Origin of the sequence: Kocuria subflava (assembly GCF_012163155.1) — a bacterium.
Classification (GTDB): Bacteria; Actinomycetota; Actinomycetes; order Actinomycetales; family Micrococcaceae; genus Kocuria; species Kocuria subflava.
Genome location: NZ_JAAVUN010000006.1, coordinates 74,279 through 99,206, shown reverse-complemented (window position 1 = coordinate 99,206; position 24,928 = coordinate 74,279). Strand labels below are relative to the sequence as shown.

Annotated in this window: 24 protein-coding genes; 14 read left to right on the top strand and 10 right to left on the bottom strand. The window is 63.7% G+C overall.

Features of this window, described 5'->3' with window-relative positions:
- Positions 1-71: 71 nt before the first annotated feature.
- A complete protein-coding gene (locus GTW58_RS04835; RefSeq protein WP_119933314.1) occupies positions 72-491 on the bottom strand; it encodes a hypothetical protein in 420 nt (139 codons plus the stop codon).
- Positions 492-920: 429 nt separating this feature from the next.
- On the opposite strand from GTW58_RS04835, the gene GTW58_RS04830 reads away from it, so the two are divergent.
- From GTW58_RS04830 to GTW58_RS14285, 5 genes are all read left to right on the top strand, one after another.
- Entirely contained in the window at positions 921-1,598 is a 678-nt protein-coding gene (locus GTW58_RS04830) for a CAP domain-containing protein (protein ID WP_119933313.1), read from the top strand.
- Positions 1,599-1,712: 114 nt separating this feature from the next.
- Positions 1,713-1,988, top strand: a complete 276-nt coding sequence (locus GTW58_RS15085; protein WP_119933312.1) for an SRPBCC family protein — start codon at positions 1,713-1,715, stop codon at positions 1,986-1,988.
- Positions 1,989-2,216 (top strand): SRPBCC family protein, encoded by a 228-nt coding sequence (locus GTW58_RS04820; RefSeq protein WP_119933311.1) that lies wholly within the window; start codon positions 1,989-1,991, stop codon positions 2,214-2,216. It abuts the gene before it with no gap.
- Entirely contained in the window at positions 2,213-3,409 is a 1,197-nt protein-coding gene (locus GTW58_RS04815; RefSeq protein WP_232818084.1) for a winged helix-turn-helix domain-containing protein, read from the top strand. Before GTW58_RS04820 ends, GTW58_RS04815 begins: the two co-directional genes overlap by 4 nt.
- A gap of 102 nt (positions 3,410-3,511) precedes the next feature.
- Positions 3,512-4,930, top strand: a complete 1,419-nt coding sequence (locus GTW58_RS14285; protein WP_198673441.1) for a type III PLP-dependent enzyme domain-containing protein — start codon at positions 3,512-3,514, stop codon at positions 4,928-4,930.
- Positions 4,931-4,969: 39 nt separating this feature from the next.
- Here GTW58_RS14285 and GTW58_RS04800 read toward each other — a convergent pair whose 3' ends face one another.
- A complete protein-coding gene (locus tag GTW58_RS04800; RefSeq protein WP_198673440.1) occupies positions 4,970-5,881 on the bottom strand; it encodes an alpha/beta fold hydrolase in 912 nt (303 codons plus the stop codon).
- A 171-nt stretch (positions 5,882-6,052) separates the two neighbouring features.
- Here GTW58_RS04800 and GTW58_RS14280 point away from each other — a divergent pair, with 171 nt between their 5' ends.
- The gene (locus GTW58_RS14280; protein WP_157980521.1) at positions 6,053-6,919 is read left to right on the top strand and encodes a cytochrome b5 domain-containing protein; all 867 of its coding nucleotides are present in this window, start codon (positions 6,053-6,055) and stop codon (positions 6,917-6,919) included.
- A 72-nt stretch (positions 6,920-6,991) separates the two neighbouring features.
- Here GTW58_RS14280 and GTW58_RS04790 read toward each other — a convergent pair whose 3' ends face one another.
- Together GTW58_RS04790 and GTW58_RS04785 are read right to left on the bottom strand one after the other, a co-directional pair.
- Positions 6,992-9,661 (bottom strand): ATP-binding protein, encoded by a 2,670-nt coding sequence (locus GTW58_RS04790; RefSeq protein ID WP_157980520.1) that lies wholly within the window; start codon positions 9,659-9,661, stop codon positions 6,992-6,994.
- On the bottom strand, positions 9,658-10,893 hold the full coding sequence (locus GTW58_RS04785) for a metallophosphoesterase family protein (protein WP_232818083.1): 1,236 nt from the start codon (positions 10,891-10,893) through the stop codon (positions 9,658-9,660). The genes GTW58_RS04790 and GTW58_RS04785 overlap by 4 nt, the downstream gene beginning before the upstream one ends.
- Before the next feature lie 179 nt (positions 10,894-11,072).
- Between GTW58_RS04785 and GTW58_RS04780 the strand changes: the two genes are divergently transcribed.
- From GTW58_RS04780 to GTW58_RS04765, 4 genes are all read left to right on the top strand, one after another.
- Complete coding sequence (locus GTW58_RS04780) at positions 11,073-12,338, top strand: patatin-like phospholipase family protein (protein ID WP_119933307.1); 1,266 nt, start codon at positions 11,073-11,075, stop codon at positions 12,336-12,338.
- A 128-nt stretch (positions 12,339-12,466) separates the two neighbouring features.
- Positions 12,467-13,096 (top strand): LapA family protein, encoded by a 630-nt coding sequence (locus tag GTW58_RS04775; protein WP_119933306.1) that lies wholly within the window; start codon positions 12,467-12,469, stop codon positions 13,094-13,096.
- 75 nt (positions 13,097-13,171) lie between these two features.
- Positions 13,172-14,185, top strand: coding sequence for a diacylglycerol/lipid kinase family protein (locus GTW58_RS04770; protein WP_157980519.1), 1,014 nt, complete (start codon positions 13,172-13,174; stop codon positions 14,183-14,185).
- A 75-nt stretch (positions 14,186-14,260) separates the two neighbouring features.
- On the top strand, positions 14,261-14,716 hold the full coding sequence (locus tag GTW58_RS04765; RefSeq protein WP_198673439.1) for a VOC family protein: 456 nt from the start codon (positions 14,261-14,263) through the stop codon (positions 14,714-14,716).
- A gap of 104 nt (positions 14,717-14,820) precedes the next feature.
- Here GTW58_RS04765 and GTW58_RS04760 read toward each other — a convergent pair whose 3' ends face one another.
- Positions 14,821-17,043 (bottom strand): NADP-dependent isocitrate dehydrogenase, encoded by a 2,223-nt coding sequence (locus GTW58_RS04760; RefSeq protein WP_119933304.1) that lies wholly within the window; start codon positions 17,041-17,043, stop codon positions 14,821-14,823.
- A 268-nt stretch (positions 17,044-17,311) separates the two neighbouring features.
- Here GTW58_RS04760 and GTW58_RS04755 point away from each other — a divergent pair, with 268 nt between their 5' ends.
- Positions 17,312-17,719, top strand: coding sequence for a phage holin family protein (locus GTW58_RS04755; RefSeq protein ID WP_119933303.1), 408 nt, complete (start codon positions 17,312-17,314; stop codon positions 17,717-17,719).
- Between the two features lie 181 nt (positions 17,720-17,900).
- Here GTW58_RS04755 and zupT read toward each other — a convergent pair whose 3' ends face one another.
- The gene (gene zupT / locus GTW58_RS04750) at positions 17,901-18,824 is read right to left on the bottom strand and encodes a zinc transporter ZupT (RefSeq protein WP_119933302.1); all 924 of its coding nucleotides are present in this window, start codon (positions 18,822-18,824) and stop codon (positions 17,901-17,903) included.
- A 17-nt stretch (positions 18,825-18,841) separates the two neighbouring features.
- Positions 18,842-19,504 (bottom strand): PIN domain-containing protein, encoded by a 663-nt coding sequence (locus GTW58_RS04745; protein ID WP_232818082.1) that lies wholly within the window; start codon positions 19,502-19,504, stop codon positions 18,842-18,844.
- A gap of 193 nt (positions 19,505-19,697) precedes the next feature.
- On the opposite strand from GTW58_RS04745, the gene GTW58_RS04740 reads away from it, so the two are divergent.
- The gene (locus tag GTW58_RS04740) at positions 19,698-20,408 is read left to right on the top strand and encodes a maleylpyruvate isomerase family mycothiol-dependent enzyme (protein ID WP_119933333.1); all 711 of its coding nucleotides are present in this window, start codon (positions 19,698-19,700) and stop codon (positions 20,406-20,408) included.
- A gap of 28 nt (positions 20,409-20,436) precedes the next feature.
- On the opposite strand, the gene GTW58_RS04735 is transcribed toward GTW58_RS04740, so the two are convergent.
- From GTW58_RS04735 to GTW58_RS04725, 3 genes are read right to left on the bottom strand one after another with little or no spacing between them, the layout of a single operon-like run.
- Complete coding sequence (locus GTW58_RS04735) at positions 20,437-21,039, bottom strand: response regulator transcription factor (protein WP_119933301.1); 603 nt, start codon at positions 21,037-21,039, stop codon at positions 20,437-20,439.
- Positions 21,036-21,356, bottom strand: coding sequence for a sensor histidine kinase (locus GTW58_RS04730; RefSeq protein ID WP_119933300.1), 321 nt, complete (start codon positions 21,354-21,356; stop codon positions 21,036-21,038). The genes GTW58_RS04735 and GTW58_RS04730 overlap by 4 nt, the downstream gene beginning before the upstream one ends.
- 3 nt (positions 21,357-21,359) lie before the next feature.
- Positions 21,360-22,298: a sensor histidine kinase gene (locus tag GTW58_RS04725; protein ID WP_119933299.1), complete on the bottom strand. Its 939-nt coding sequence runs from the start codon at positions 22,296-22,298 to the stop codon at positions 21,360-21,362.
- Positions 22,299-22,519: 221 nt separating this feature from the next.
- Between GTW58_RS04725 and GTW58_RS04720 the strand changes: the two genes are divergently transcribed.
- A complete protein-coding gene (locus tag GTW58_RS04720) occupies positions 22,520-22,993 on the top strand; it encodes a hypothetical protein (protein ID WP_119933298.1) in 474 nt (157 codons plus the stop codon).
- Positions 22,994-23,272: 279 nt separating this feature from the next.
- Positions 23,273-24,838 carry a peptide ABC transporter substrate-binding protein gene (locus tag GTW58_RS04715; RefSeq protein ID WP_232818081.1) on the top strand — a complete coding sequence of 522 codons (1,566 nt, stop codon included), beginning with the start codon at positions 23,273-23,275 and terminating at the stop codon, positions 24,836-24,838.
- Positions 24,839-24,928 lie beyond the last annotated feature (90 nt).

Genomic DNA, 24,928 nt, shown 5'->3' with positions numbered 1-24,928 from the left:
CCTCCATTCAAGGGCCGGTGCACCGTGAGGTGCACCGGCCCTTGGTCTGACTTGGGAAGGGTTGCGAAACTTCAGGCGGAGACCTCCACCACCTCCTGCGGGGTGCTGGTGTAGAAGCCCAGGAGCTGGCAGTTCACGTCACTCAGGGCGGATTGAGCCGTGGAGTGCCACGCGTCCACCACGGTTTCTGGCAGCGGGTGGGGTGAGGACAGTGCCAGCAGAACGTTGGGTGCCGGTTGAGGGAACTGCGCAGCCACCTGGGCCAGCGAGGTCATGATCTCCTCCCGCTCGCCGGCACTGCAGGTCCAGTGCAGGTGCGGAACTTTGATGGGGGAGGGGTAGCCAATGCCGTCGGCATTGCACATCTCCACCAGCAGGCAGTTCTGGTGACGATCGGCGATGGTCAGAACCAGATCGACGACGTCGGCCGCCAGGCCAGGTGTGTCCAGCGGAAGCAAGGTCCAGTTTTCAGGGAGGTCGTTGAAGCTCATGTCTCCATGCTGCGTCCCACGGTGCAACCACGGCATCAGTCTTGTGGCACCTGTGGATAACTGTCTGAGCGGGAGGTCCACGTGGCGCATCGCGGCGCGCTCACCGGTCAGCTGGCGTCGGGGTGGCGTTCAGCGGGCCTCCCGGAAATCCTCAATTTTCGTGATGCGTCAACATTTCAAGGTGTTTTCCCAGGAATCAGCGCCTGCTGGCCGGTGAACGCCCGACGATCCGCGCCATGGTGGGCAACGGGGCCTCAAAGTCTGCGTTCAGATAACGTTCAGATAACGAAAAAATCACGGTTTGGTAACGCAGCGGCGCTGATCTGGGTTGATTCAGGGCTTCGAGCATCCGTACGTTCTTCCGCGTCTTGGCAACGTGCCGAGTCTGGGCACTGCCGGTGTCCACCGTGAATCGCGAAGGAACTCGCCATGAAGAAGACCCTGGTAACCACTGCAGCCGTCCTGGCACTGGCTGGCGCAGCTGCTGCCCCTGCCTCCGCCGCCGACTGCTTCGGCTCCGAAGGCCACGCTCCTTCCTCGAGCTTCTCCTCCTCCCTTCAGCAGGACAGCGGCTCTGCCCAGACCTCCGTTGGGGAACAGGCTTCCAACGGCGCGCAGACTCCCACTGATGCCCAGGCTCCCTCTGGCGCTGACGCGTCCACCGTCACCACGCAGTCCACTGCGACCGAGGGTGGAGATGCGGCGTCGTCGTCGTTCTCTGACCAGGTGGCGCAGGAGATGCTGGGCATGCTCAACCAGGCCCGTGCGGAAGCGGGTCTGTCTCCGCTGAGCAGCAACGCCGACCTGACGGGGATTGCCAGCGGGTGGTCACAGCAGATGGCGGCCAACAACGCAGCAAGCCACAGCCCCACGTTCATTGATCAGACGTTGGCCACCGGCTCCACCAACATGGCGGAGAACGTTTCCTATGACGTCACCTCCGGCAAGTCCGTCCAGGAGACTGCCCAGTACTTCTACAACTTCTGGATGAACAGCCCCGGTCACCACGCCAACATCATGAACCCGGAGCTCAACTCCATTGGCTTCAGCCTGGCTGAATCGAGCAACGGATACGTCTACGCCACCCAGAACTTCGGGACCTACTGAAGGACCTACTGAAGCCGGGGGACAGTAGCTCACCAGGCAGGGGCACGACGTCGACGGCGTCGTGCCCCTGCCTGTTCCTCCCCGCGGTTCCGGCGCCATAGGGTGGGTGAACACATGCCACACACTCACACCCAACCCGCACCGGGACAGTCGCGCCCCTTTCACTTCCAGACTCGCTGGCAGCTGCCGGCATCAGCCGCCCGCGTCTGGGAGGTCCTGGCTGACGTGGGTGCATGGCCGCAATGGTGGCCCGGGGTCACGAATGTGACGGTGCTGGACTCAGGCAATGTGCCGCATGGTGCAGGCACCAGGGCTCAGGTTCAGGTGGTCAGCCCCGTGGGTTATCGCTTGAGGTTCACCATCCACATCTGCGACGTCGAGCATCCCTGAATGGCACACATTGACGTCACGGGGGACCTGCAAGGACACGGTCTGTGGCGGGTGATTTACGGTGATGAGTCCACCACCCACACGGTGGTGGAACTGACGTGGTGTGTTGTCACGGCACGGAAAGCGGTCAGAGCGCTACGCCCGGTGGCAGGGGTTGCCCATGCACACGTGATGTCCGGGGGCCAACGGGGCCTGATAACAAGACTCGCAGAACAGGGGCAGCTGTGACCCAGCCTTTGGTGGATCAGCGCGGATTGCCGCGATTGTCACTCCCGGCAGCGCGCAGAATCGCCCTGGCGGCTCAAGGGTTTCTGGATCCACAACCCGCACCGGGGTCGGTGACTGCCCGCCATCTCAACCGGGTCATGGACCGGGTCAAAGTGGTGCAGATCGACTCCGTCAACGTGCTCTCCCGTAGCCACTACCTGCCGTTCTACTCCCGGCTGGGTCCGTATGACACCGAGCGCTTGGATCGCATGCGGGACCGTTCGCCGCGGAGCCTGGTGGAGTACTGGGCGCATGAAGCCAGCTTGATCAAAGCTGAGACCTGGCCGCTGTTGACCTTCCGCATGGACCGCGCCAAGGACCAGGCCTGGGGCAGCATGCGCCGAATCCACCAGGACCAGCCGGAACTGGTGCAGGCCGTCCTGGAGGAAACACGATTGCGGGGTCCCATCACGGCCAAGGAGCTGGATGCAGCCATGGCAGTGGACCTCCCATCGGCCCGGGAGCACTGGGGGTGGAACTGGGGAGCAGTCAAAACCGCACTGGAATACCTGTTCTGGGCCGGGGAAATCACCAGTGCAGGGCGGACGGCACAGTTTGAGCGTCGTTACGTGGTTGCACGTCAGATCCTGCCCACGGGCCAAGGCCTGGGCAGCCAGGAAGCTCATTACCAGTTGATGAAAGCCTCGGTCCGGGCCCACGGCATTGGCAGCGCGGCCTGTTTCCGGGACTACTTCCGGCTGGGCGCAGCAGAATCCGCTGTGGCCTTGGGACAGTTGGTGGCTGACGGTGAAGTGGAGCCCGTGGAAGTCGATGGCTGGAAGGGCCCCCTCTACCTGGACGCCACGGCACGCCGCCCCCGCAAAGCACATGTGGAAGCGCTGCTGAGCCCCTTTGATTCCTTGATCTGGCAGCGAGAGCGGACTCAGGCCCTGTTCGGCATGCGCTACCGGTTGGAGATCTACACGCCCGCTCACAAGCGTGTGCACGGGTACTACGTGTTGCCCTTCCTCTACGGGGACCGTTTGGTGGCCCGGGTGGATCTCAAAGCGGATCGCCAGGCCAAGATTCTGTTGCTTCAGCGCTGCACCTGGGAACCAGATGCCCCACGGGCTGCGGCCGAATCCTTGGAAAGTCACTTGCGGCGCATGGCCGCTTGGTTGGGTTTGGACACGGTTCACCATCAGTTGCCATGAAGGTGTGGGTCCAGTTGGTTACTCGGCGTTATTTTGGTGTTTGGACCCGCCGTGTGGGCCCCATCACGCGCCCTAGTTGATGACGCTGCTCAGGAGATTGGTGTGCCCCCACAAACCATGATCCCGCAGGCGGAGTTCTTTGCCCGCCTGGACAGTGCACTCGATCGCGCCCTGGACCACCCGGACTCGGCAACATCGCCACAGCGCGCATCAGATGCACCCGTGGCTGTGGTGGACCTGGATGCCTTGGACTCCAATGCGGATGACCTGGTACGCCGCGCAGGGTCCGTGCCCATCCGCGTGGCCAGCAAATCGGTACGCTGCACCGCAATTCTGCGCCGGGTCCTGCAACGCCCCGGCTTCCACGGCATCCTGGCCTACTCCCTGGCCGAGGCCATTCACTTGGTACGCACCGGGGTGAGCGACGACGTCGTGGTGGCCTACCCGACGGCCCAGCGCACCGCGCTGAAGGAACTGGCCGCAGACCCTGATCTGGCCCATGCCATCACACTCATGGTGGACCACCCGGATCAGCTGGCGTGGCCCAACAGCCACACGCCGGGGGCGCAGTACCACCATTCGCCTGTGCCTGGACATGGACTGTTCCCTACGCGTGGGTCCTGCTCATCTGGGCGCCCGGCGCTCGCCGTTGCGGACACCGGGGCATGCCCGCTGCGCCGTCGAACACATTGCCCAGCTGAGCACCCAGGGACCTCCCTTTCGGCTGGTGGGGGTGATGGGCTACGAAGTCCAGATCGCAGGCATGACCGACTCCTCCCCGGCCGTCCGCCTGATGAAAAAAGTCTCGGCGCGGGAGGTCGCCAGGCGCCGGGCCGCCGTGGTGGCAGACGTCCGCGGGTACGCCGATTTCCAGCGCCGCGCAGTGACGCCCGCGTGGTGGAACAGGCCATGGACCAGCTGGAACGTGGTGGGCGGGTGTCCTTCGGTGCCACGCGCCACCGGCAATTCTTCACGCTGATTCTGCTGGTGATGGTCGCGGTACTTTTTGGAGCACTTGTGGTGGCCGTTGTGATCGGTTCCGGCGGATTCCAAACCGCCACCCGGGAACCCGCCCTGTGGCTGGCACTGGTCATTGCGACCGCTTCCTGTATGGCCTGCGAACCTGCGGTGCTCAAGACGCGGACCAGACACCGCTTGGTGATCACCCAGGGTGGTTTTTTCCAGGAAACACGTACCTCCGCCGGCAGGAGAACCATGCCCATGGTGCGGTGGATGGACGTCAATGAAATCTGGATTCGGTGGATCGGGGTTTTCAGGCCGTCGGCATCAACGATGCTGGCCTGCTACACCTTGACCCCGGAGGCCGAGCTGACGTCACGGCGCAGGTTCGGTGAACGTATGGAGGCCATGCGCAGGACGGATTCCGCCTCAGGAGATGAGGTCCATGCCCTGCCCATCAGCTGTGGCGCCCGTCAGATCGACGTGGTGGAGGTCATGCGGCGGGCACACGTGATCTACGGTCCGTCGGCCTGGCAAGACCCTCATCTTGTGCGACCCTGACCGGGCAAAGCCTGCCCTGGAGCGGTCAGTTGATGTGCACTACGACTGATGGACGCCCAGGATCTGGTGGATCTGATCGATGATCACCTGCGGGCCCGTGAACATCACGTGGTGCAGGGAAGCGGGTGCTTCCACATAGGTGCCGTTGGGTGCTGATGCTGCCGTTCTCTGGTGGGCTTGATTGAGCTTTTTGCGCAGCCGGCCCAGGACCGGAATCCGGGTGGTCCTGGTTCCGGAGATCACCACCACGGGGTAGTCACCCAGTTGAGGGGAACGCCCGTGGAGGAGCTGCATCTGCTGGGTGTAGGGGCGGTCCTCCAGCACCAGAGCTCGGGCCGCACGCAAGGTGAAGTCCTCGCGTGCGTGGTCTTTGGCCACGGCAGGAGGCTGATGGCGGCCCGGGGAGAGCCGGGACCCGAATGCGCGGTAGACCCCGGTGGCGGCCAAGACCGGGAGAATCCAGTGCATGAGCGTGCGCTGCCACACCGGATCGGGCCGGATGTCCGTGGCCCAGTGTTCGTCACTTTGATCCACTAGCACCAAACCCACCAGGCGGTGATCATCGCGCGCGGCCAGGGTCCTCAGGATCGGGCCGCCCCAGCTGTGCCCCACCAGTAGGTACTGGCCCGGGCCGAGGGCGGTCAGCACGTCACTGAGGTCATCTGCCAATTGGCCCAGGGTTCGTCGTCGTGAGGAATCCTGGCTGTGGCCCAAACCCGCACGGTCATACACCACGGTCCGCGCACACCCGCGGACGGCCGGGCTGACCAAGCCCCACGTGTTGCGGGAAAAACCCATCCCGGATTCAAAAACCACGGTCACGGGATTCGCGGGGCCACGGTGGGCAGACTGCGGGTCCGGTGTTCGCAGCATGTAGTGCAGCGATCGACCATCCCGCGTGGTGGCCCAATGGCTGACACCGAATGGATGCTCCGGCTGGTGGGTGTTCATGGCACCAAAACTTACTCCCGTGGGCTGTGACGGACGGCTCTACGTCCGAATCTGCAGGTCAGGCAACCCTCACCTCATTAATCTGAATCTCTTGGGGGAATGCTCCGGGGCATGCCATTTGGTTATTGATGTGTCATCAGCTGCCCTAGCATGTGCGGGATGCACATTCAGATGCCGCTTGAATCCAACGTCTTTTCCACCGTGGGAGATCTGCCCCTGCACCCGCTGGTGGTGCACTTTGCCGTGGTCCTGCTGCCGCTGGCTGCCCTGGTTCTGCTGCTGGCCGCTTTCATTCCCGCGGTACGACGTCGTTTCCTGGGTCTGGCCGTGATCGTGGCGTTTGTGGGGGTGGTGGCCACATTCGTGTCCAAGGAATCCGGTGAGGCCCTGGCCGGTGTGGTGGGGGAGCCGGAAACGCATGCGCAGTGGGCCGACTGGCTCATGGTGGTCTCGGCCATCTTCTTTGGCATGGCTGCCCTGTGGCTGTTCCTCTCCAAGCGCGCTGATGCCGGTGAACGCAATCCGCAGACCCACCGGGGGCCAGGACGAGGCGCTGCCACGGTGGTCGGGTTCATCACCGCGCTGCTGTCCGTGGCCGTGATTGTGCTCTCCGTGCTCACCGGGCATTCCGGCGCCCAGGCCGCCTGGGGCGGCACCATGGGGGCCTCAGCCACCAGCGCGACCTCCTCCCAGAACTCCGACGACGACGAAGGCGAGGAGTCCGGCCAGGAATCAGATGAGGGAGCCGAAGGTGCAGCCGCCGGAGACGCCGCATCCGCCACCTCCACCACGGCATCAGGTGAGACCTACTCCCTGGCCACGGTCCAGGAGCACTCCACCGAGTCAGACTGCTGGGCTGCGGTGGACAACAACGTTTATGACCTGACCGACTGGGTGGCTCAACACCCCGGTGGCCAGCGGGCCATCACCCAGCTGTGCGGTACGGATGCCACTGATGCGTTTGCCGGCCAGCACGGCAACAACGACGAAGCCAAGGCTGCTCTTTCCGAGCACCAGATCGGCACCTTGCAGAACTGAGTTGATCACCAGCCCATTGTGTCTGCCCTGTGCGCAGGGCAGGACTGTGCCAGCCCTGAGCTCGGGCAGGACTCACGGCGATTCCTGAATCCTGACGGTTTTGGCCGCGCTCAGAGCACCAAATCGATCAGGGGTGGCCGTCAGCACGATCACCTGGGCGGATGAGCCCACGGTTTCAAGTGCTCCAGCCAAACTGATCAGACGGCGGGGGTCGGTGTGCCCCAGCGTGTCATCCAACACCACGGGTACGCCGTCCTCTGGGTCCACCAGGGATGCGATGGCCAGCCGAACCAAGACCTCCAACTGCTCCTGGGCGCCCGTTGACAACGCGTCCACTTCCAGCCAGGTGCCGTGGAGATGGCGGCGGGTGACTGTCAGGTCATCGGAGAGCTCCACCTGAAAGGTGGAGCCGAACACTCTCTGGCCCAGCAACTCGAGTTGCCGGCGAAACGGTGCGTTGTATCGCCGGTGTGCCTCGGCCTGGTGACGTTCCAGGGTGTCCGCCAGGAGCTTGGCCGCTGCGGCGCGGCGCAAGTGAGTGGTCAGTTCCTCGGCACTGGTCAGGACCCGGGTCCGGGTGGAGTCGTACTCACGTTGAACGGCGTCACGATTGAGACCCTCCAACGTTCCTTCGGCTCGGGACTGCTGAGCGCGGGCCTCATCCAGGCGTTTCTGGGCGTTGTCCACCCGGGTCCGACTGCCGCGCGCCAACTGGAGCACGTTGTCGGCATCGCTGGAGGTCCAGGCAGCGTTCAGACGCTCAAGGTTGGCGGTGGCCTCAGTCAGATGCTGGTCAGCTTCCGATCGTGCCTGCACCAGATCGTCATCCGAAATCATGGAGCGTGCTTCCGAAAGGCGATCAAGAGCCGAGGTGTGAACTTGTTCAGAGTTGGCCAGCTCCGTGCGCACCTGCGTCAACGCCAGCTGATCCTTGTGCTCCTGGGCCTCTGACTGCTGCAACGCCTGTTCACACCGTGCGGTGGCATCCTGGGCTGATTCCAGTTGCGCGCTCGCGGCTTCCACCGCCGCGCGCAGCTGATCAGCAGTGGGCCGGTGTTCAGACTCCGCTGCAGCACCGGCGGCGCTGCTGGCCGATACACCTGTGGCACCGGCGGCCTCCAGCGCCGCGGCCAAGGCGCTGGTCTCCTCCCTGACCGCGTGCTCGGTGCGTCCACGCAGAATCAAGGCCTTGCGTTCGTCCAAGGACTCACGGTGTGTTGCGTGCTGTTGTGCCAGCCGCAGGGCTTCCCGCGCGTGTTGGACAGAGTCCACGTCCGTGGTGGCCAGCAAGGAATCGAGGGTGTCCTGCGCTGTACGAACCTTGGCCTGGCGCTGCTGGAGCCCGTCCTCCGGTTCCACCACGATCCGCAGTTGGTGGGCGAGCTCAAGGGTCACTGGTTCCGTGACAGGCTGCTGCCGTGATTGGTCTGGATCCAGTGCAGTGGTTGTACCGTCCCACTCCACCTGCACGCCCGGCGCCAGGGCACTGACGGTCAGTTGCGCGGAGCCGGCATCCAGTTGGGACTGCGCGAGTTCCACGGCACGCTGGGCGGTCTCCAAGGATTCGACCTGTTCAGCAGTGATGGCCGTGACCTGTTGGGTAGCCAGCGCTGCACCCTCCGACTGAAGTTCATCCAGTTGCGCCACAACTGCTGTGAGGTCGGCCAAACGTGACATGTCTGCGGCGCGGCGTTCTGCAGCCTGTGCGTCCCGGTCAGTGGTCCGCGCGAGCCGTAGTTCACCACGGGCCTGCGTCAAGGCGGAACGTGCATGGTGGGCTGCATCTTGACTGGCCTGGGTTGTCAACTGCCGTTGGGCCACTGATGCCTCCAGCTGGTCGCGCTGGAGTTGGCTGGCCTGCACCTCTTGGACCAAGCGTGTGCGTTTTTGGTGATCCTGGGCGGCGCCCTGGGCATGAGATGTGGCGTGCTGGTGTGCCTGTTGTGCTTGCTGCCGTTCTGCCTGCAACGTGTGCACCGCTGTTGCTGTCGCTTCAGCGTCCGCCAAATCTTGGCGGGCTCGGGCCAAGGTGTCCCGTGCGGTGGTGGCCTCTGCGACGGCACGGTCATAAGAATCCACGGCACGCGCAATGGTGTCCAAGGCCGCTTGCGCAGACTGATGACCGATCAGGGCGTCCTGGTGGTCACGGCGCAAGGCGGTGGTTTCCGTCTTTTCCTTGCCGGTGTCGGTGAAGTACTTGGAGCGTTCCAGCCGGGCGGCTTCCAGTACGGTCAGCGCTGCAGAATCATCATCCACCGCAGTTCCCCCGGCCTCCAATGCCCGGCGTAACCCAGCGGAAGCCTTGAAGTCCTGGGAATGCTGCCCCGTCTGCAGAAGCCGCAGGGCACGCCAGAGGGCGGGGTCGCTGCGATTCATCAGCTCCGTGACGGCGTCGTGAGCCTCACGCCCAGTGAGGCTGTGGCCTGAGCGGGGACCCGCCAGGAACTGCAGTTCGGCTCCGGCCTCCTTCCACCACCTTTTGCGGTAGAGCAGGCGCTGGCCGTCCAGGGTCAGCTCTGCCTCCACGGACACACCCACGTCACGCCCTTCCGGGCGGGCAGCACGCGTGGCCTTGGTCTTGGCGGTGTGCCTCTCCTCCAGAAGCAGATCCAGAGCTTGGATCACGGAGGACTTTCCGGATTCGTTCTGGCCCTCAAGGACAGTCACTCCCTGGGAGGGAAACTCAATCTCCTGCTGAGTCACACCCTTGAAGTTGATCACCTGGATGCGGTGCAGTTTCACGATTTCACCCCTCCGGCGAATCTGATCAACAACCGCAACGCGTCCTGGGCGCTCTGGTGCCCTTCAGGTGGAGTGGGCTCCGGCGGCAGATCATCCTCAGCTGGAACCTCATCCGCCCACAGGTCGGGGTCTGAGTCACGGGTTGTGTTGGTGTGGGCCTCGTGCCCAGACACCTCTGCACGGGTTTTCAGTTCTTCCAACGCGGCCTGGATGTAACCACCCCACTGGATCTGCGCGAGTTCGTCGTCGTCAGGGACCACCGCAAGGTGTGTGTGGCGGAGCCACGGCTGGAGGGAGGCGAACAGGGGAGTGCGGTCATCCAAGAGTTGGTCCAACCGAGCGTGTTCGGAGACGGTCAGGGAACCCGTGAACGCGGTGCGCACAATGGTGTTCTCCTTGGGGTCCATGGCATCCAGGTCACGGGCCAGGGAATCCAAGTCTTGGACGCCGTTGAGTTCACGGCGCACCACCACGTGCTGCCACTGACCCACCTCATGTGCTGTGACGGACGGTGTGGTACCCGGGTCCAGATCCACTTCCAGCACCTGGCCGCGGCCGGTCTCCCGGAAACTGGTGGATTCGTGGGTACCCGAGTACTGGATGGCGCCGGGGGAGTCCTGCGGCCACCGGATGTGGCGGTCGCCCAGAGCCACGTAGTGGATGGTGCCATCCGCAAGGGCGGCATCCAGGGGCTGACGCCGGATGCGAACGGGGGACGTTTTGTCCGGCTCAAGTTCCTCCAACATGCCGTGGCCCACCACGATCCGTACGGTGTCATGTGGCCTCAGCCCGTCCAGACAACCGGCAACCGGGTCCGCGTCCGGGCGCTTGGAGTGCCACGGGGCTGCCACCAGTTCCACCCCGTCAGACACGGGCCAGATGCCGGTTCGGTCCAGTACGGTCACGTTGGTGGGCAACCGGTCAGCCACGGCGGGCGAGCTCCAGAGCGATCCCGTGCCCAGAGGGTCATGGTTGCCGGGCAGGAGATACACCGGAATGTCCTGGGATCCCATGGCCTCCAGAGCGCGTCCAATGTCCTGCCGCCCCAGGTTGGGATGCTCAAAAACATCCCCAGCCACCACCACGAACGCGCACTCACGGCGGCGAGCCAGCTCCAAGATGCTGCGAACAGTGCGGATACGGTCCCCTGTGAACCGGGCCTGTGCATCTGCGTCCAGGTAGTGGCGGGTCATGCCCAGCTGCCAGTCACTGGTGTGAATGAAGCGGACCACGGTTACCTCCTGATCAATGCACCCGACCCTGAGCCGTGCCGGTGCTCTTGAGCCTATGCGGCGGCTCGGACAACACAAGCACGGCACCGTTGGCGAGCATCTGGCGCGTTCCTTGCGCTGTCAGAGACTGATGTCAGACTGGTGAATCAGAGCCGTGACGTCCAACAAGGAGGGACATCGTGAAGATTGCATTGGTCCTTGGGTCCGGGGGAGCGCGCGGTTACGCCCACATGGGCGTGATTGATGAACTCACGGCCCGAGGCCATGAGATCGTTTCCATTTCTGGCTGCTCCATGGGTGCGCTGGTGGGTGGCATGTACGCCGCCGGTGCCTTGGAGGAGTTCCGAGAATTCGTCAGGCCCCTGAAGCGCAGTGAGGTCTTCCGGTACGCAGACCTTTCCGTCAGCGGGCCCGGTTTGTTCAAGTCGGACCGGCTCATGGACAGACTGCATGAGCTGATCGGTGATGTCCGGATCGAGGACCTCCCCATTCCCTACACCGCGGTGGCAACGGATCTGACCAATCGCCGGGAAGTCTGGTTCCATGACGGTCCTCTTCTGACAGCCATCAGAGCCTCAATCGCCATCCCCACTGCCATCACTCCTGTGGTTTACCGCGGCCGGTTGCTGGCAGACGGCGGGATCCTGAACCCCTTGCCCGTGGACGCCTCCTCCCATTTCATCTCGGAAGCCACCGTGGCGGTGTCCTTGTTCGGCCGCAACCGTCCGGGGCTTGGGCAACAGAGCATGGACACCGGCCTGCACACAGAACAGGGCCCCACCAGCCAGGATCGCCGCGAGCAGACGGAGGGCCATCCTCAAGCCACCACCTCGCAGGAGGCGACTGCCGTGGGGGACGTGGCCAGAACTGCAGCCGTCAACGTGGCCAGTGCCGGGGTGGCGGCGGCGGAAGCTGCGACTTCCCTGACCGAGACTGCCGAAACAGCGGACACCCAAACCCAGACAGAGCCATCGGGCACGGACGGTGGCCCTGAGCAGGACGTTCTCACGCTGCCAGGGGGAACTCCGCTGTCGTCGTACACCGGGGGCTCCATGTCCGCCGGGCTTGCCGCGCGGTGGCGTGAGCGGGTGGCACAGCCGTGGAAGGAGTCCTCGGCACTGTGGCGAACCCGCAAACACGACGACGACTCCACGTCCCGCGAAACCCGCCGTCCTGGCTCGTGGGGTGCGGCCAAGCCGGTGCCGGAGTGGTCCAGTGCCTTTGAAGCGCTGCCCAAGGACCTCTCCACGGTGGACATGATGGTGTCCGCCTTGGAGGTCATGCAGACAGCCATCGAGTTGCCTCGATTGGCTGTGCAGCCGCCGGACGTCCTGGTCTCTGTTCCCTCGGATGTATGCGCCACGTTTGATTTCGACCGGGCTGATGAGGTCACTGCGGTGGGTCGACGATTGGCCGTGGATGCTTTCGACCGCGCTGGATTGTGATCCCCGGGAATGTAATCTGATCATGAAGCACACTGTTGTTCGGTTGTATCCAGCCAGGCCACACCACACGCTTGCTGAGATCGGATTGAGCACCTGAACCACCCGACGCACCGTCAACGGAGGCCGTGATGTCCCAGATCCCTTCCCCCAACAGCCCGGATGCCACTCCGTGGCAGGACCCGGCGGCTCAGCAGCCCGTGGGCCAGGACCAAGGTCAGCCGCAGCACCAAGGTCAGCCGCAGTACCAAGGCCGGGCGCAGAGCCAGGGCCAGTTCCAGAACCAAGGTCAGCAGCACGCTGCGCCGCAGCAGGGACAACCCGTGCAGCAGCAGCCCGCGCAGCAAGCTCCGGCGCAACCGGCACCCGCCGAGCCTCAGCAGCCGGCGCGTCGTGATGCAGAACCGGCTCAGCGGGCCCCCCGCGAGAATCGGGGCCATCGTGAGGCTCAGCCGGATCTGGACCCCAAGCTGGATGGGCGTGCCCAGGGTGGTGCCACCGGTGCCACCTGGGTGGCGCTGATCATCGGTCTGATCATCCTGATCCTTCTGCTGGTGTTTGTCCTGCAGAACATGAACGACGTCCTGATTGCCTACATGGCCTGGGAGTTCACGCTGCCCCTGGGCGTTGCCATGTTGTTGGCGGCCATTGCCGGTGCGCTGATCATGGCCATGGTGGGTTCCATTCGCTTGATCGTGGTGTCCCGCCGTTTGCACAAGCTGGAGAAGGAACGCGAATCCATCAAGCGCACCCTGCGCTGATGCTTCACCACACGCCGTCTGCTCCCAAGACCGGGCAACGTTACGGGCAATGTTCGGGGGAGCGCTGAGCACCTGGTGAGTACCGTGGTGGCAGTCATCAACCCCGCCCGGCGTCATGCCGTGGAGATCCAAAATGTTCTCCACAGCGTGTGCGCCCGGGCGGGGTTTTCCGTGGTGGACGTTGTGCACACCACCGTCCAGGAGCCGGGTTTCTCCCAAGCCAGGTGGGCCGTGGAGCAGGGTGCGGATCGTGTGGTGGTGGCCGGTGGCGACGGCACAGTGCGCCAAGTGGCGGGTGGCGTGGCCAAAACGTCCACCGGCCTGGTCATCATGCCCACAGGCACCGCCAACCTGTTTGCCATGAACGTAGGGCTGAAAAGTCGTCGACCTGGGGACCTGGCAGCCCTGGAACGTGACCTGGAAGCGGGACTGCGCGCACCCTTGCGTGCGCACGACGTCGGTCGGGTGCGCTTCCACCCGGCAACCTCCACCGAGTCCGGACCGTCCGGTGATCTCCCCGCGGGCGGGGAATTCCGTGAGCAGGTGTTCCTGGCCGCCGCTGGTCTGGGCATGGATGCCGTGGTGGTGGCGGCCACGTCCGAGTCCACCAAACAACGGTGGGGATGGTTGGCCTACCTGCGCAACGGAGCTGACCTGTTGAATGCGCCGAGGCAAAACTTCCGGGTTGCCGTGGACGGTGATGCGGCACAATCCCTGGCCGCATGGTCCCTGCTGTGGGGAAACACCGCCCGCATTCCCGCGGGCATCACGGTGTTCCCCGGTGCGGATCCGCACAATGGAACCCTTGAAATGTTGCGCACCGAACCACGGAACTCGCGGGACTGGGTGGACCTGGCCGTCCACGGTCTGCGCCGTCGTCCCCGCTCAGCCCGCGCACTGACCTACCGCACCGTGCACCGGGTGCAGGTGAAGACCCACACCCCCGCAGCATTGCAACTTGACGGTGATTCCCTGGGTGCAACTCGGGCGCTGGAGGTCTGGGTGGATCCCGGAAGCCTGTACGTGGCGGCAGCGCAGCCACCCCGGCCCAGACCGAGCCCGGGACCCAGACCGAACCCCACGCCGTGAAAACCGACAAGTCCACGCGCTAGTCTGCGGGGAGAAACCGGGCCGGTCCCGGAACATCCACTGTCAGGAGTACGCGTGAGCGCCAGCATGACCCCCACTTTGATGTTCGCCAACCAGCAGCACGGGCAGGCTGAAGCTGCCCTGGACCTGTGGATCCGGGCCTTCCCCAACTCGGCTCTGGGGTGGATCAACCGTTGGGAGGAAGGCGCCGGCCAGGAAACACCCGGCACGGTCATGCAGGCGGAAGCCGTGATTGCCGGTGTCCCCGTGCGAGTGATGGACAGCGCCTTCCCACACGAGTTCGGTTTCAGCCCCGCACACTCCTACACCGTCGAATGCGACTCGGCTGAGGAAGTGGACCACGCATGGACCGTGCTGGCCGAGGGTGGCCAGGTCCTCATGGAACTCGGCGAATACCCGTTCAGTGAGCGCTTTGGCTGGTGCGCGGACCGGTTCGGCGTCAACTGGCAGATCTCAGTGCGGATGAACCTGGAGCGTGACACCGTGGAAGCCGCCGCAGATCCCGCCTGAGACCCTCAAGGCGCACCACAACGACGACGCCCCGCTCAGATGGAAAGAATCCATCCGACCGGGGCGTCGTCGTTGAATCAACGTGACCTGATCTGGAGCGGGTCTCAGCCCTTCATGCCGTCGATCACGGAGTTGAAGGTGGCCGAGGGCCGCATGACGGCAAAGGCCTTCTGGTCAACCGGCTGGTAGTAACCGCCGATCTCCGCCGGGGTGCCCTGAACAGCCAGCAGTTCATCGGCGATGACCTGTTCGTTCTCTTTCAGGGATGCTGCCACGTCCTTGAACGCGGCAGCCAGTTCGGCGTCGTCGGTCTGGCTGGCCAACTCCTGGGCCCAGTACAGGGCCAGGTAGAAGTGCGAACCGCGGTTGTCGATCTCCCCGGCCTTGCGGGACGGGGATTTGTTCTCGTCCAGGAAGCGGCCGGTGGCAGCATCCAAGGCATCGGCCAGGACCTGTGCCCGGGGGTTGTCGTACCGGGAAGCCAGGTGCTCGAAGGAAGCAGCCAGGGCCAGGAACTCACCCAGGGAGTCCCAGCGCAGGTGGTTCTCCTCCACCAGCTGCTGGACGTGCTTGGGAGCGGAACCGCCCGCACCGGTCTCGAACAGGCCACCGCCGTTCATCAGGGGCACGATCGAGAGCATCTTGGCGGAGGTGCCCAGTTCCAGGATGGGGAACAGGTCCGTCAGGTAGTCACGCAGCACGTTTCCGGTCACGGAGATGGTGTCCTCGCCACGGCGGATGCGCTCCACGGAGAGCTTGGTGGCTTCCACGGGGGAGAGGATGCGGATGTCCAGACCGTCCGTGTCCTCGTCCGCCAAGTAGGTGTTGACCTTCTCGATCAGGTTGCGGTCGTGAGCGCGGGACTCGTCCAGCCAGAACACGGCCGGCATGCCGGACTCGCGGGAGCGGCGCACAGCCAGCTGGACCCAGTCCTTGATGGGGGCGTCCTTGGTCTGGCAGGTCCGCCAGATGTCCCCGGCCTCCACGTTGTGGGAGAGCAGAACCTCGTCAGCGCTGTTGACCACCTCAACCACGCCGTTTGCGGGGATTTCAAAGGTTTTGTCGTGGGAGCCGTACTCCTCGGCCTTCTGGGCCATGAGCCCCACGTTGGGCACGGTGCCCATGGTGGTGGGGTCGTAGGCACCATTGGCGCGGCAGTCCTCGATCACGGCCTGGTAGACACCGGCATAGGAGGAGTCCGGCAGCACGGCCAGGGTGTCTTCCTCGGTGTCGTCCTTGGACCACATGTGACCGGAGGTACGGATCATGGACGGCATGGAGGCGTCCACAATCACGTCAGAGGGCACGTGAAGGTTGGTGATGCCCTTGTGGGAGTTCACGTAGGCCAGGGCGGGGCCTTCTGCCAGGCCCTTTTCAATCCCGGCGCGCACGGCAGCGGCGTCGTCGTCGTTCAGGGCGTCCAGGCCGGAGAGAATCGCACCCAAGCCGTCGTTGGGGGACAGGCCTGCGGCGGCCAGCTGCACACCGTACTGATCAAAGACCTCCGGGAAGAATGCCTTGACCACGTGGCCGAAGATGATGGGGTCGGAGACCTTCATCATGGTGGCCTTCAGGTGCACGGAGAACAGCACACCTTCCTCCTTGGCGCGAGCCACCTGCTCGGCCAGGAAGGCATCCAGGGCACGCGCGGACATGAAGGTGGCATCCACCACCTCACCGGCCAGGACGGGAATGGATTCCTTGAGCACTGTGGTCTGCCCGCCCTCTTCACGCAGGCGGATCTGCAGGGTGTCATCGGCGGGGATGACCACGGAGGACTCGTTGGCGCGGAAATCGTCCACGCCCATGGTGGCCACGTTGGTCTTGGACTCCGAGCTCCACGCACCCATGCGGTGCGGGTTCTTCCGCGCGTAGTTCTTCACGGCCTTGGGGGCGCGGCGGTCCGAGTTGCCTTCACGCAGGACCGGGTTGACGGCCGAACCCTTGACCTTGTCGTAGCGGGCGCGGACATCGCGCTCCTCATCCGACTGGGGGTCCTCCGGGTAGTCCGGGAGGTCGTAGCCCTGGGACTGCAGTTCCTTCACGGCAGCCTTCAGCTGCGGAACGGAGGCGGAGATGTTGGGCAGCTTGACGATGTTGGCTTCGGGAGTCTTGGCCAGCTCACCCAGTTCGGACAGGGCATCTGCAATGCGCTGCTCCTCGGAAAGGCGCTCCGGGAACTGGGCGATGATGCGACCAGCCAGCGAAATGTCCCGGGTCTCCACCTCGACGCCGGCAGCGGTGGCAAAGGCCTCCACGATCGGCTTGAACGAGTAGGTGGCCATCAACGGGGCTTCGTCAGTCTTGGTCCAGATGATCTTGGGCATTGAGTCGATACTCCCTCGTGTGCGACGTCATGCGTCCTGCGCCGATGCGTTGACACACCGGTGACGTTCAGGATGCGATCCGGGTCAAACTTACCCGATCTGGCCGTGACCGGCGCCTCAGATGGCACCGTGTGACCCGTTGTCCCCGGTCTACGTGGGGCTGCCACCACCCCTTCATCCAGGGTGATGGTGCACAGTGGGTGGCATACCCAATCCACCGGGAGTCGTTGTTCGACTCCCGGTGACCCGAATTCTTGAGGAGGCCCGCGTGATCTGGCGATGGTTGGTCAATGCCTTGGCAGTTGCCGCTGCCACGTTCTTGGTGCCCGGCATCTACATCACGGACAGCAGCGTTGGTGCCCAGGTGCTGGCGATTGTTGCCGTAGCAGCCGTGCTGGGTGCACTGAACGCAGTGGTCAAACCCCTTCTGACCGTGCTCACGGGTTGCCTGGTGGTGCTCACGTTCGGCCTGTTCCTGATTGTGATCAACGCGATCATGCTGCTGGCGGCATCGGGAATCATGAGCTGGTTCGGCGGTGCCTGGCATGTGGATGGTTTCTGGCCGGCTGCGGTACTGGGGTCCCTGGTGATTTCACTGGTCAGCTTGGTTCTGGGGATCTTCGATCCCGACCGACGACGCCCCGCTGCCTCCGGGACAGTTGAGCGCTACCGCTGAGATTCAGTGCGCTGGACGACGACGGCGCCCGGCCACTCGTCGTCGTCCAACGGCCAATCTGCTCGCTGCACGAGTTGAGTGGGCAGAATCCTGGCCCATCAGCGCTGATGGGCCAGTATTCTGTCCACTCAACATGAGGATTGAGCCCGCTGACCACTGGCGCGGAACCGAGGCCACAACGTCAGCTCAACAGCACCAGGCTGAGAGCCATCACGGCCATGCCGCCCACCACACCGTAGATGGACAGGTGGTGGCCGCCGTATTTCTCCGCGGTGGGCAGCAACTTGTCCAGGGAAATGAACACCATGATCCCGGCCACCGCAGCAAATATCAGACCGAACAGCGTGCCAGTCAGCAAGGGTGCCAAGAGGGCGAATCCCAGGAGCGCGCCCACAGGTTCAGCCACCCCGGAGGCAAAGGCCAGGCCCAGGGCTTTGCCGCGTGAGCCCGTGGCTTGATACACGGGCACGGCCACCGCAATGCCCTCGGGAATGTTGTGCAAGGCAATGGCCACTGCAATGGGGATGGCCAGTGAGGGATCTGCCAGGGCGGTCATGAACGTGGCAAAACCCTCGGGGAAGTTGTGGATCGCTATGGCCAGGGCCATCAACAGACCCATGCGCAACAGCGCTCGCTCAGCAGGTGTGGTGGTGCTGCTGGAGCCTGACGGGCAACGCCGTGTGCCAGAGGCGGAAGCGGCGGAGGTGCCCTGTGTCAGGTGATGGTCTGGGGTGTGGATGTCTGCGGCGTCGTAGGTGAATTCGTGTGGATTGGCCGGGGCCGGAACCAAACGATCAATCACGGCGATCACTGCAATGCCGGCAAAGAACCCGCCCACCATGCCCCAGGCGCCCGAACGATCTCCCAGGTCAGCGGCCAGGAACTCCTGAGCCTTGGGCAGGATCTCCACAAAGGAGACGTAGAGCATGACGCCGGCGGAGAAGCCCAGGCTCACAGCCAGGAACTTGGCGTTGGAGCGGTCGGCGATCAGCGCTATCAGCCCGCCCACACCCGTGGCCAGGCCGGCCAGCAGTGTCAGCGTGAAAGCCACGGACACGCTGCCGGTGAATTCGGTGATCAGTGCCCCATCCAACACTCCGTCCACAACCGGGTGATGCTGGGTTACAGGTAGCGGGCCGGGTCGAAGGAGTCCAGGTCGATGATCCGCAGACGGGGCAGCGGGGCGTTGAACGCCTCAAAATCATCTTCCAGGTCGACGATCTGCAGACCGTCTTCCTCCAGATCATGAAGACCCGCTGACAGCAGTTCGCGGAAGCACAGCACGGAGACCTTGCGGTCATCAGCCAGCAGTGCGCGCAGCTGGTCCACAAAATCGATGTCATGGGTGGCCAACACGACGTCGCCAAAGCCTTGGTCCAGGATCGCGTCCAAGGTGCGCTGGATGCCCACATCCACCACCTTCACGCGCGCAGGCCCGGAGAGCGGCACCACTTGGTAGTCGAAACCGCGCAGTGCGGCCACAAAGCTGAAGGGCAGGTGGCCGTTGGAGCCGTTGAGGAAGAACAGTCCCTTGGTGCGCTGATCCCACAGGCGCCGGGCACCGTGCATGACCCGTTCCCACCGGGGGCGTTCCTCCGGGCGGGGCTTGCGTTCCAGCAGGGACATTCCCAGGGTGGCGTCAATGTTCTCGCCGTCCACCACCAGGTATGTCACCCGTTCGCCGGTGCCCGCGGGGGACACGGCGGAGTCATCGGCGGACGGTGCGGTGGAGGAGGTCGGGGCCCCGTAGCTTGCGGGGGAGAATCCCTGATCGTGCTCGTTCATGTCCCGAAGCCTACGGGAGCGCACAAGGTGGTGCCGCGTCCCACGGTGTGGAGCCTGCGTGAATCGGGGTGTGGACCAGTGATTTGCCTGGGCAGGGTGGGGCCCACAGGTTGGGCGGACTCATTAGAAAAGCGTATAAAACGGACCGGGAATTTGGGTGTTTGACATCACAGTGGGCGGCTACCCTGGGAGCATGAGCCAGCACAGCAACGCCCGCCTCCAGTCAGACCTCTCCCGCCTTGAGCGGGAGATTGAGCAGTACCTCTCCACCGTGGAGTCCTTTCACGACGACGAATTCACTGAGCCGTCCTTGTGCGGGGGTTGGAGCCGAGCTGACGTGGTGGCCCATGTGGCCGTGGTCAGTCGCCGTCTGGTGCGTTTGATCGACTGGGCGCAGACCGGCACCGAGCAGGCTCCGTATGACTCCCAGGAGGAACGCTCTGCACTGATCGCAGAAACTGCCGGGTTGCCTGCAGCGCAGCTCAAGGTGGAAGCCCGCGCCGCCATCCGCCACTTCCTGGACAATGCCCAGCGACTCACCGGAACCCTGGCCGTAGACCAGCTGGCCCTTGGCCCCAAGACTTTTGCGCCCCATCAGCTGCCTGGGGTCATGGTTGCGGAGATCATCCTGCATCACGCTGATCTGGACACCCAGTGGGAAATCGAGGAGGCAGACCCTGACTCGGTGCTGGATGCGCTGGAGGCGGCCGTGCGCACCATGCAGGTCAAGGACGCCCCGGGCATGACCATCGTGACGGATGAGCGTGACGAATGGGTGATCGGTGACGGTGCCCTGCGCGTTGAGGGTGACCGGGAAGGCATCCTGCCGTGGCTGGCCCGCGGGGATGCGGAGAACATCTACCTCCCGGAGGGTGCGCAAGCACCGCAGCTGCCGACCTGGTGACTGGCAGGTCCTGGCAGCAGGGGAGGACTCAGATCCACCCCTGCTGCCAGGCCGTTTCTGCAGCCTCATGCCGTGTACGGGCATCCACCTTGGCCATGGCCGTGGACAGGTAATTGCGCACCGTGCCCGGTGCCAGGTGCAGCTTCTGAGCAATCTGGGCGATTTGTGCCGTTCCTCGGGATTCGCGGAGGACGTCGAGTTCCCGTTCTGTGAGGGGACAATGCTCAGCTGACAGGGCTGCCGCAGCGATTTCCGGGTCCACGTAGCGTTTGCCCGCAGCCACTTGGCGAATCACGTCCGCCAGTTCCTGGGCCGGGGTGGACTTGGGAACAAAACCGGAGACCTTGGAGGCCAGAGCCCTCCGGAGCACGCCGGGACGTGCATGGCGGGTGACGATCACTGTTTTTGTGGCCACTGTCCGCAGGATCTTCTCTGAGGCATCCAGGCCATCGGTGGGTGGCATTTCCAGATCCAACAGACACACGTCCGGTCGGTGCTCCTGTGCCAGTTCCACGGCACCCGTGGAGGTGTCTGTGTCAGCAACCACCTGGATGTCATCCTCCAGATTCAGCAAGGCCACCAGGGCTCCGCGGATCAGGTGCTCGTCGTCAGCAACAATCAGACGGATCATGAGGCGCTCGATTCTTGGCGTTGGGCGGAGTTGCTGTGCTGTTGGTGTGTCATGTCATCCGGGACCACGGCAGACACGGTGAAGGTGTTGTCCGCGTGCTCAACACTCAAGTTCCCGCCCACGGCATGCAATCGTTCGCGCAGCCCCTCCAGCCCTGTACCGGGCCCGAACGTTGGAGAGGTTTCATGACTTGGCGGTGGGGTGCCGTCGTTGGAAATGGTCAGGGTCCAGGTCCCCTGGGTCCCGCAGGCCAGCTGATAATCAGCTGTGGTGGCCCGTGCATGGCGCAGGATGTTGGTGGTGGCCTCCCGTGCCACCAGTCACAGGGTGTGGCGCACCGTGGACGACGACGGCGACCCGTCCACATGATGCGTTGACGTGATTCCAGCGCTGGTCAAGACCTCGGCAGCGTTGGCGAGTTCTTGTTCCAAGGACACCTGCCGCAAGCCCTGAACCAGGGCGCGAGTCTCCTGCAACGCCGTCTGCGCCTCACTTCGGACGTCCTGCAGCTGGGTCCGTGAGGCCTCAAGGTCGCGGTCAAGAAGCCGTTGCGCCAGTTCCGCCTTGAGGGCGATCACCTGGAGGTGATGGCCCTGGATGTCGTGAAGATCTGAAGCAAAGCGCAGACGTTCACGTGCCACAGCCAGATCTGCTTGGGTCTTGCGCGCGCTTTCCAGTTTGAGGATCACACCCCACCACCACACGGTCAGCCACACCATCAGAGGGGTCAGTGAGGTCACGAACCAGGTGGCAGTCATAACCGGCAGGACGTGGTCCAGCATGTACTGACCCGATCCGGGGTTGAGCCCGATTCCCACGCCCACGCCAACGGCGGCCCCAAACGCACCCAGCAGAATCAGAGGCCACGTGGCTTTGCGATGGGCAGCGAAGGCCCAGGTGCTGCAAGCAATGAACCAGGGAATCTGACCGGCGATCACCCAGTCCGGATCCCGCCAGCTCAACACGGAGGTCCCCACGGCGGGGATCAACAGAGCGGCCAGTTGGGACGTCGCCGTGGTTCGGGACCACAGGCCTGCCTTGAGGCTGCGGCAAAACAGGGTCAGGCCCAGGAAGGCCACGGTGTAGGTGAGTAGGAGGCCCCACAACCAGGGGCCGGGCTGATCGGTGCGCGCCACGGTGACGGTCACGGCCAGGCCGTAGAGAACCAGTGCGTAGAGCACCAGGCCACCCCAGGTGTAGAGCCAGGCTTCCCGCACGCCTACGGACGTGGCGGGGCTGACGTGTTCTGGAGTAGTCATGGCCCCAACCGTAGACCGATGACTTTTGTCACGGGTGGCGTGTGAGGATCTGCTTGCGTTCGGGTGACGTGCTGACACTGCCGGTCCCACCTGCCCCTTTGACAGCCTGGAGGCATTGCCGGGCGCGATGGTTGAGCCCCGGAGATCCCGTTGTCCCACAGCCGGTGACCTGAGACGGCTTGTTGCGTCCTGGTTGCCCGCATGCCCCAAGGAGAATTGCCGTGTACGAATCCCTGCAGAACTTCACCCAGTCCATGCCGGAGGCCCTCCAATGGGTGGCGATCATTCTGATCAGCGCCATCCCGTTCGTTGAGTCCTATCTTGGGACAGCCATCGGGGTGGTGGCGGGTCTGCCGCTGTTCGTGGCAGTCCCAGCCGCCGTGATCGGAAATTTTGTGTCCATGTTCGTCCTGGTGCAGATCGCCTACGGAGCCCGCCGCAAGATCAAAGGTGAGCAACCCCCGCTGAGCCCGCGGAAGCAGAAAATCAAAGCGATGTTTGACCGATTCGGTGTCCCGGGAGTCTCCCTGCTGGGGCAGTGGGTCCTGCCGAGTCAGATCACCTCATCCTTGATGGTGTCCTTTGGGGCTTCCAAGAACGCCGTGATCCTGTGGCAGAGCATCTCGATTCTGCTGTGGGCGCTCGGGTTCGGCGTACTGGCGCATTTGGGGGTCACCACGCTGCTGGAGGCGTGACTCACCAGGGATTTTGTTGCCTGATGTTGGCAACTAATCGCTGTGTTGCCGCAAGTCAGGGGCCGGGTTACCGGTTCGTAACAGGACGGGTGCACAATCTAGGTGGGACTTGTTGTCCCAGGCAGTTGGTTGGCTGTTAATTTTGGCTCCGTTACCAGGAAGTATGGCCTACATCACACCCAAGGCTGCTTCCGTTCTCCTCAACTTGGAGGTCACCCGAACCCTCTGCTTTCACGTCGTCGTCTGCTCGGCGGTCTTGCTCTCTCCGGCGCGGCTGCTGTGGCGCTGTCCGCCTGTGGCAACGGTGGAGGAGGTGGCGGCGGCGAAGGTGGCGCAGTCACGGCCTTCAGCGTTGAGCCGGAGAACCCCCTGATCCCCACCGCAACCTCCGAGCAGGGCGGTGGCCGTGTGGTCAGCTTGGTGTTCATGGGCCTGATTTCCTACGACGACGAATCTTCGCCGGTCAACGAGTTGGCAGAGTCCATCGAATCCGATGACAACACCACCTGGACCATCAAGATCAAGGAAGGCAAGCAGTTCACCAACGGTGAGGACATCACGGCGCAAAGCTTTGTGGATGCCTGGAACTACGGTGCTGCAGCCAAGAATGCTCACACCGGCTCCTACTTCTTTGAACCCATCAAGGGCTACGACGTCGTGTCCGCCGAAGGTTCCGAGGAAGACCAGATGGAAGGCCTGCGGGTCATTGACGACACCACCTTTGAGGTCGAGCTGGCCGAAGGCGACGTGACCTTCCCGGTGCGTTTGGGCTACGCGGCCTACGCACCGCTGCCGGCATCGGCCTTTGATGACATGGAAGCCTTTGGCGAAAACCCCGTGGGCTGGGGGCCGTTCAAGATGGATGGCGACGGTGCATGGGCCCACAACGAGGAAATTCGCCTGGTCAAGAACGAGGACTATGACGGCTCACAGCCCGCCCAGGTGGATGCCCTGACCTTCAAGCTCTACCAGTCTGCGGAGTCCGCGTATTCCGACCTGATCTCCGACAACTTGGACATTCTGGACCAGATTCCGCCGTCCAGCATGGATGTTCGAGAGGACGATCTTTCAGGCCGCACTGATCAGCAGGATTACGCAGGCAACTACTCTTTCGCCATTCCGTACTACCTGGACGGTTGGTCCGGCGAAGCAGGCAAGCTGCGCCGTCAGGCCATCTCCATGTCCATCAATCGCCAGGAACTGATCGACCAGGTCATCAAGCAGGGTGTGCCCGCCAAGGATCTGACGTCGCCTGCCGTGGAAGGTTTCCCGGGCAGCTTCAGCAATGAGGAGTACGTGCAGTTCGACCCAGAAAAGGCCAAGGAACTGTGGCAGGAAGCCGAGGACATGGAGCCTTACCCGGGTGGTCCGTTCGAGTTGGCGTACAACGCAGACGGTGGACACCAGGAATGGGTGGATGCCGTGTGCAACATGATCAAGAACACCTTGGACATCGAGGCCCAGGGCAAGTCCTACGCCACGTTCAAGGAACTTCGCACGGAGGCCAATGCGGGCGAACTGACCTCTGCCATTCGCTCAGGCTGGATGGCGGACTACCCGTCCATGTCCAACTTCTTGGGGTCCAACTTCGCCAGCAACGGATCGTCCAACGACACCCACTACGACAACGAGAAGTTTGACGCCTTGCTGGCAGAGGGCCGCGGTGCTGACGACCTGGATGCAGCCAACCAGAAGTTCATTGAGGCAGACGAGATCCTGATCGAGGAACTGCCGTCCATCCCGCTCTACTACCCGGCCCGTACCTGGGGCTGGAGCTCCAATGTGAGCGACGTGAACCTCACCTGGAACGGTGAAATCAACTACGCGCAGGTCACGCAGGCCTGACGCCCCATGATCAGGGTGGGGGCAACAGACCGTTGCTCCCACCCTGATCCCATGCATTGATCGCGGTGCTGCGGCCATCATCACCCAGCA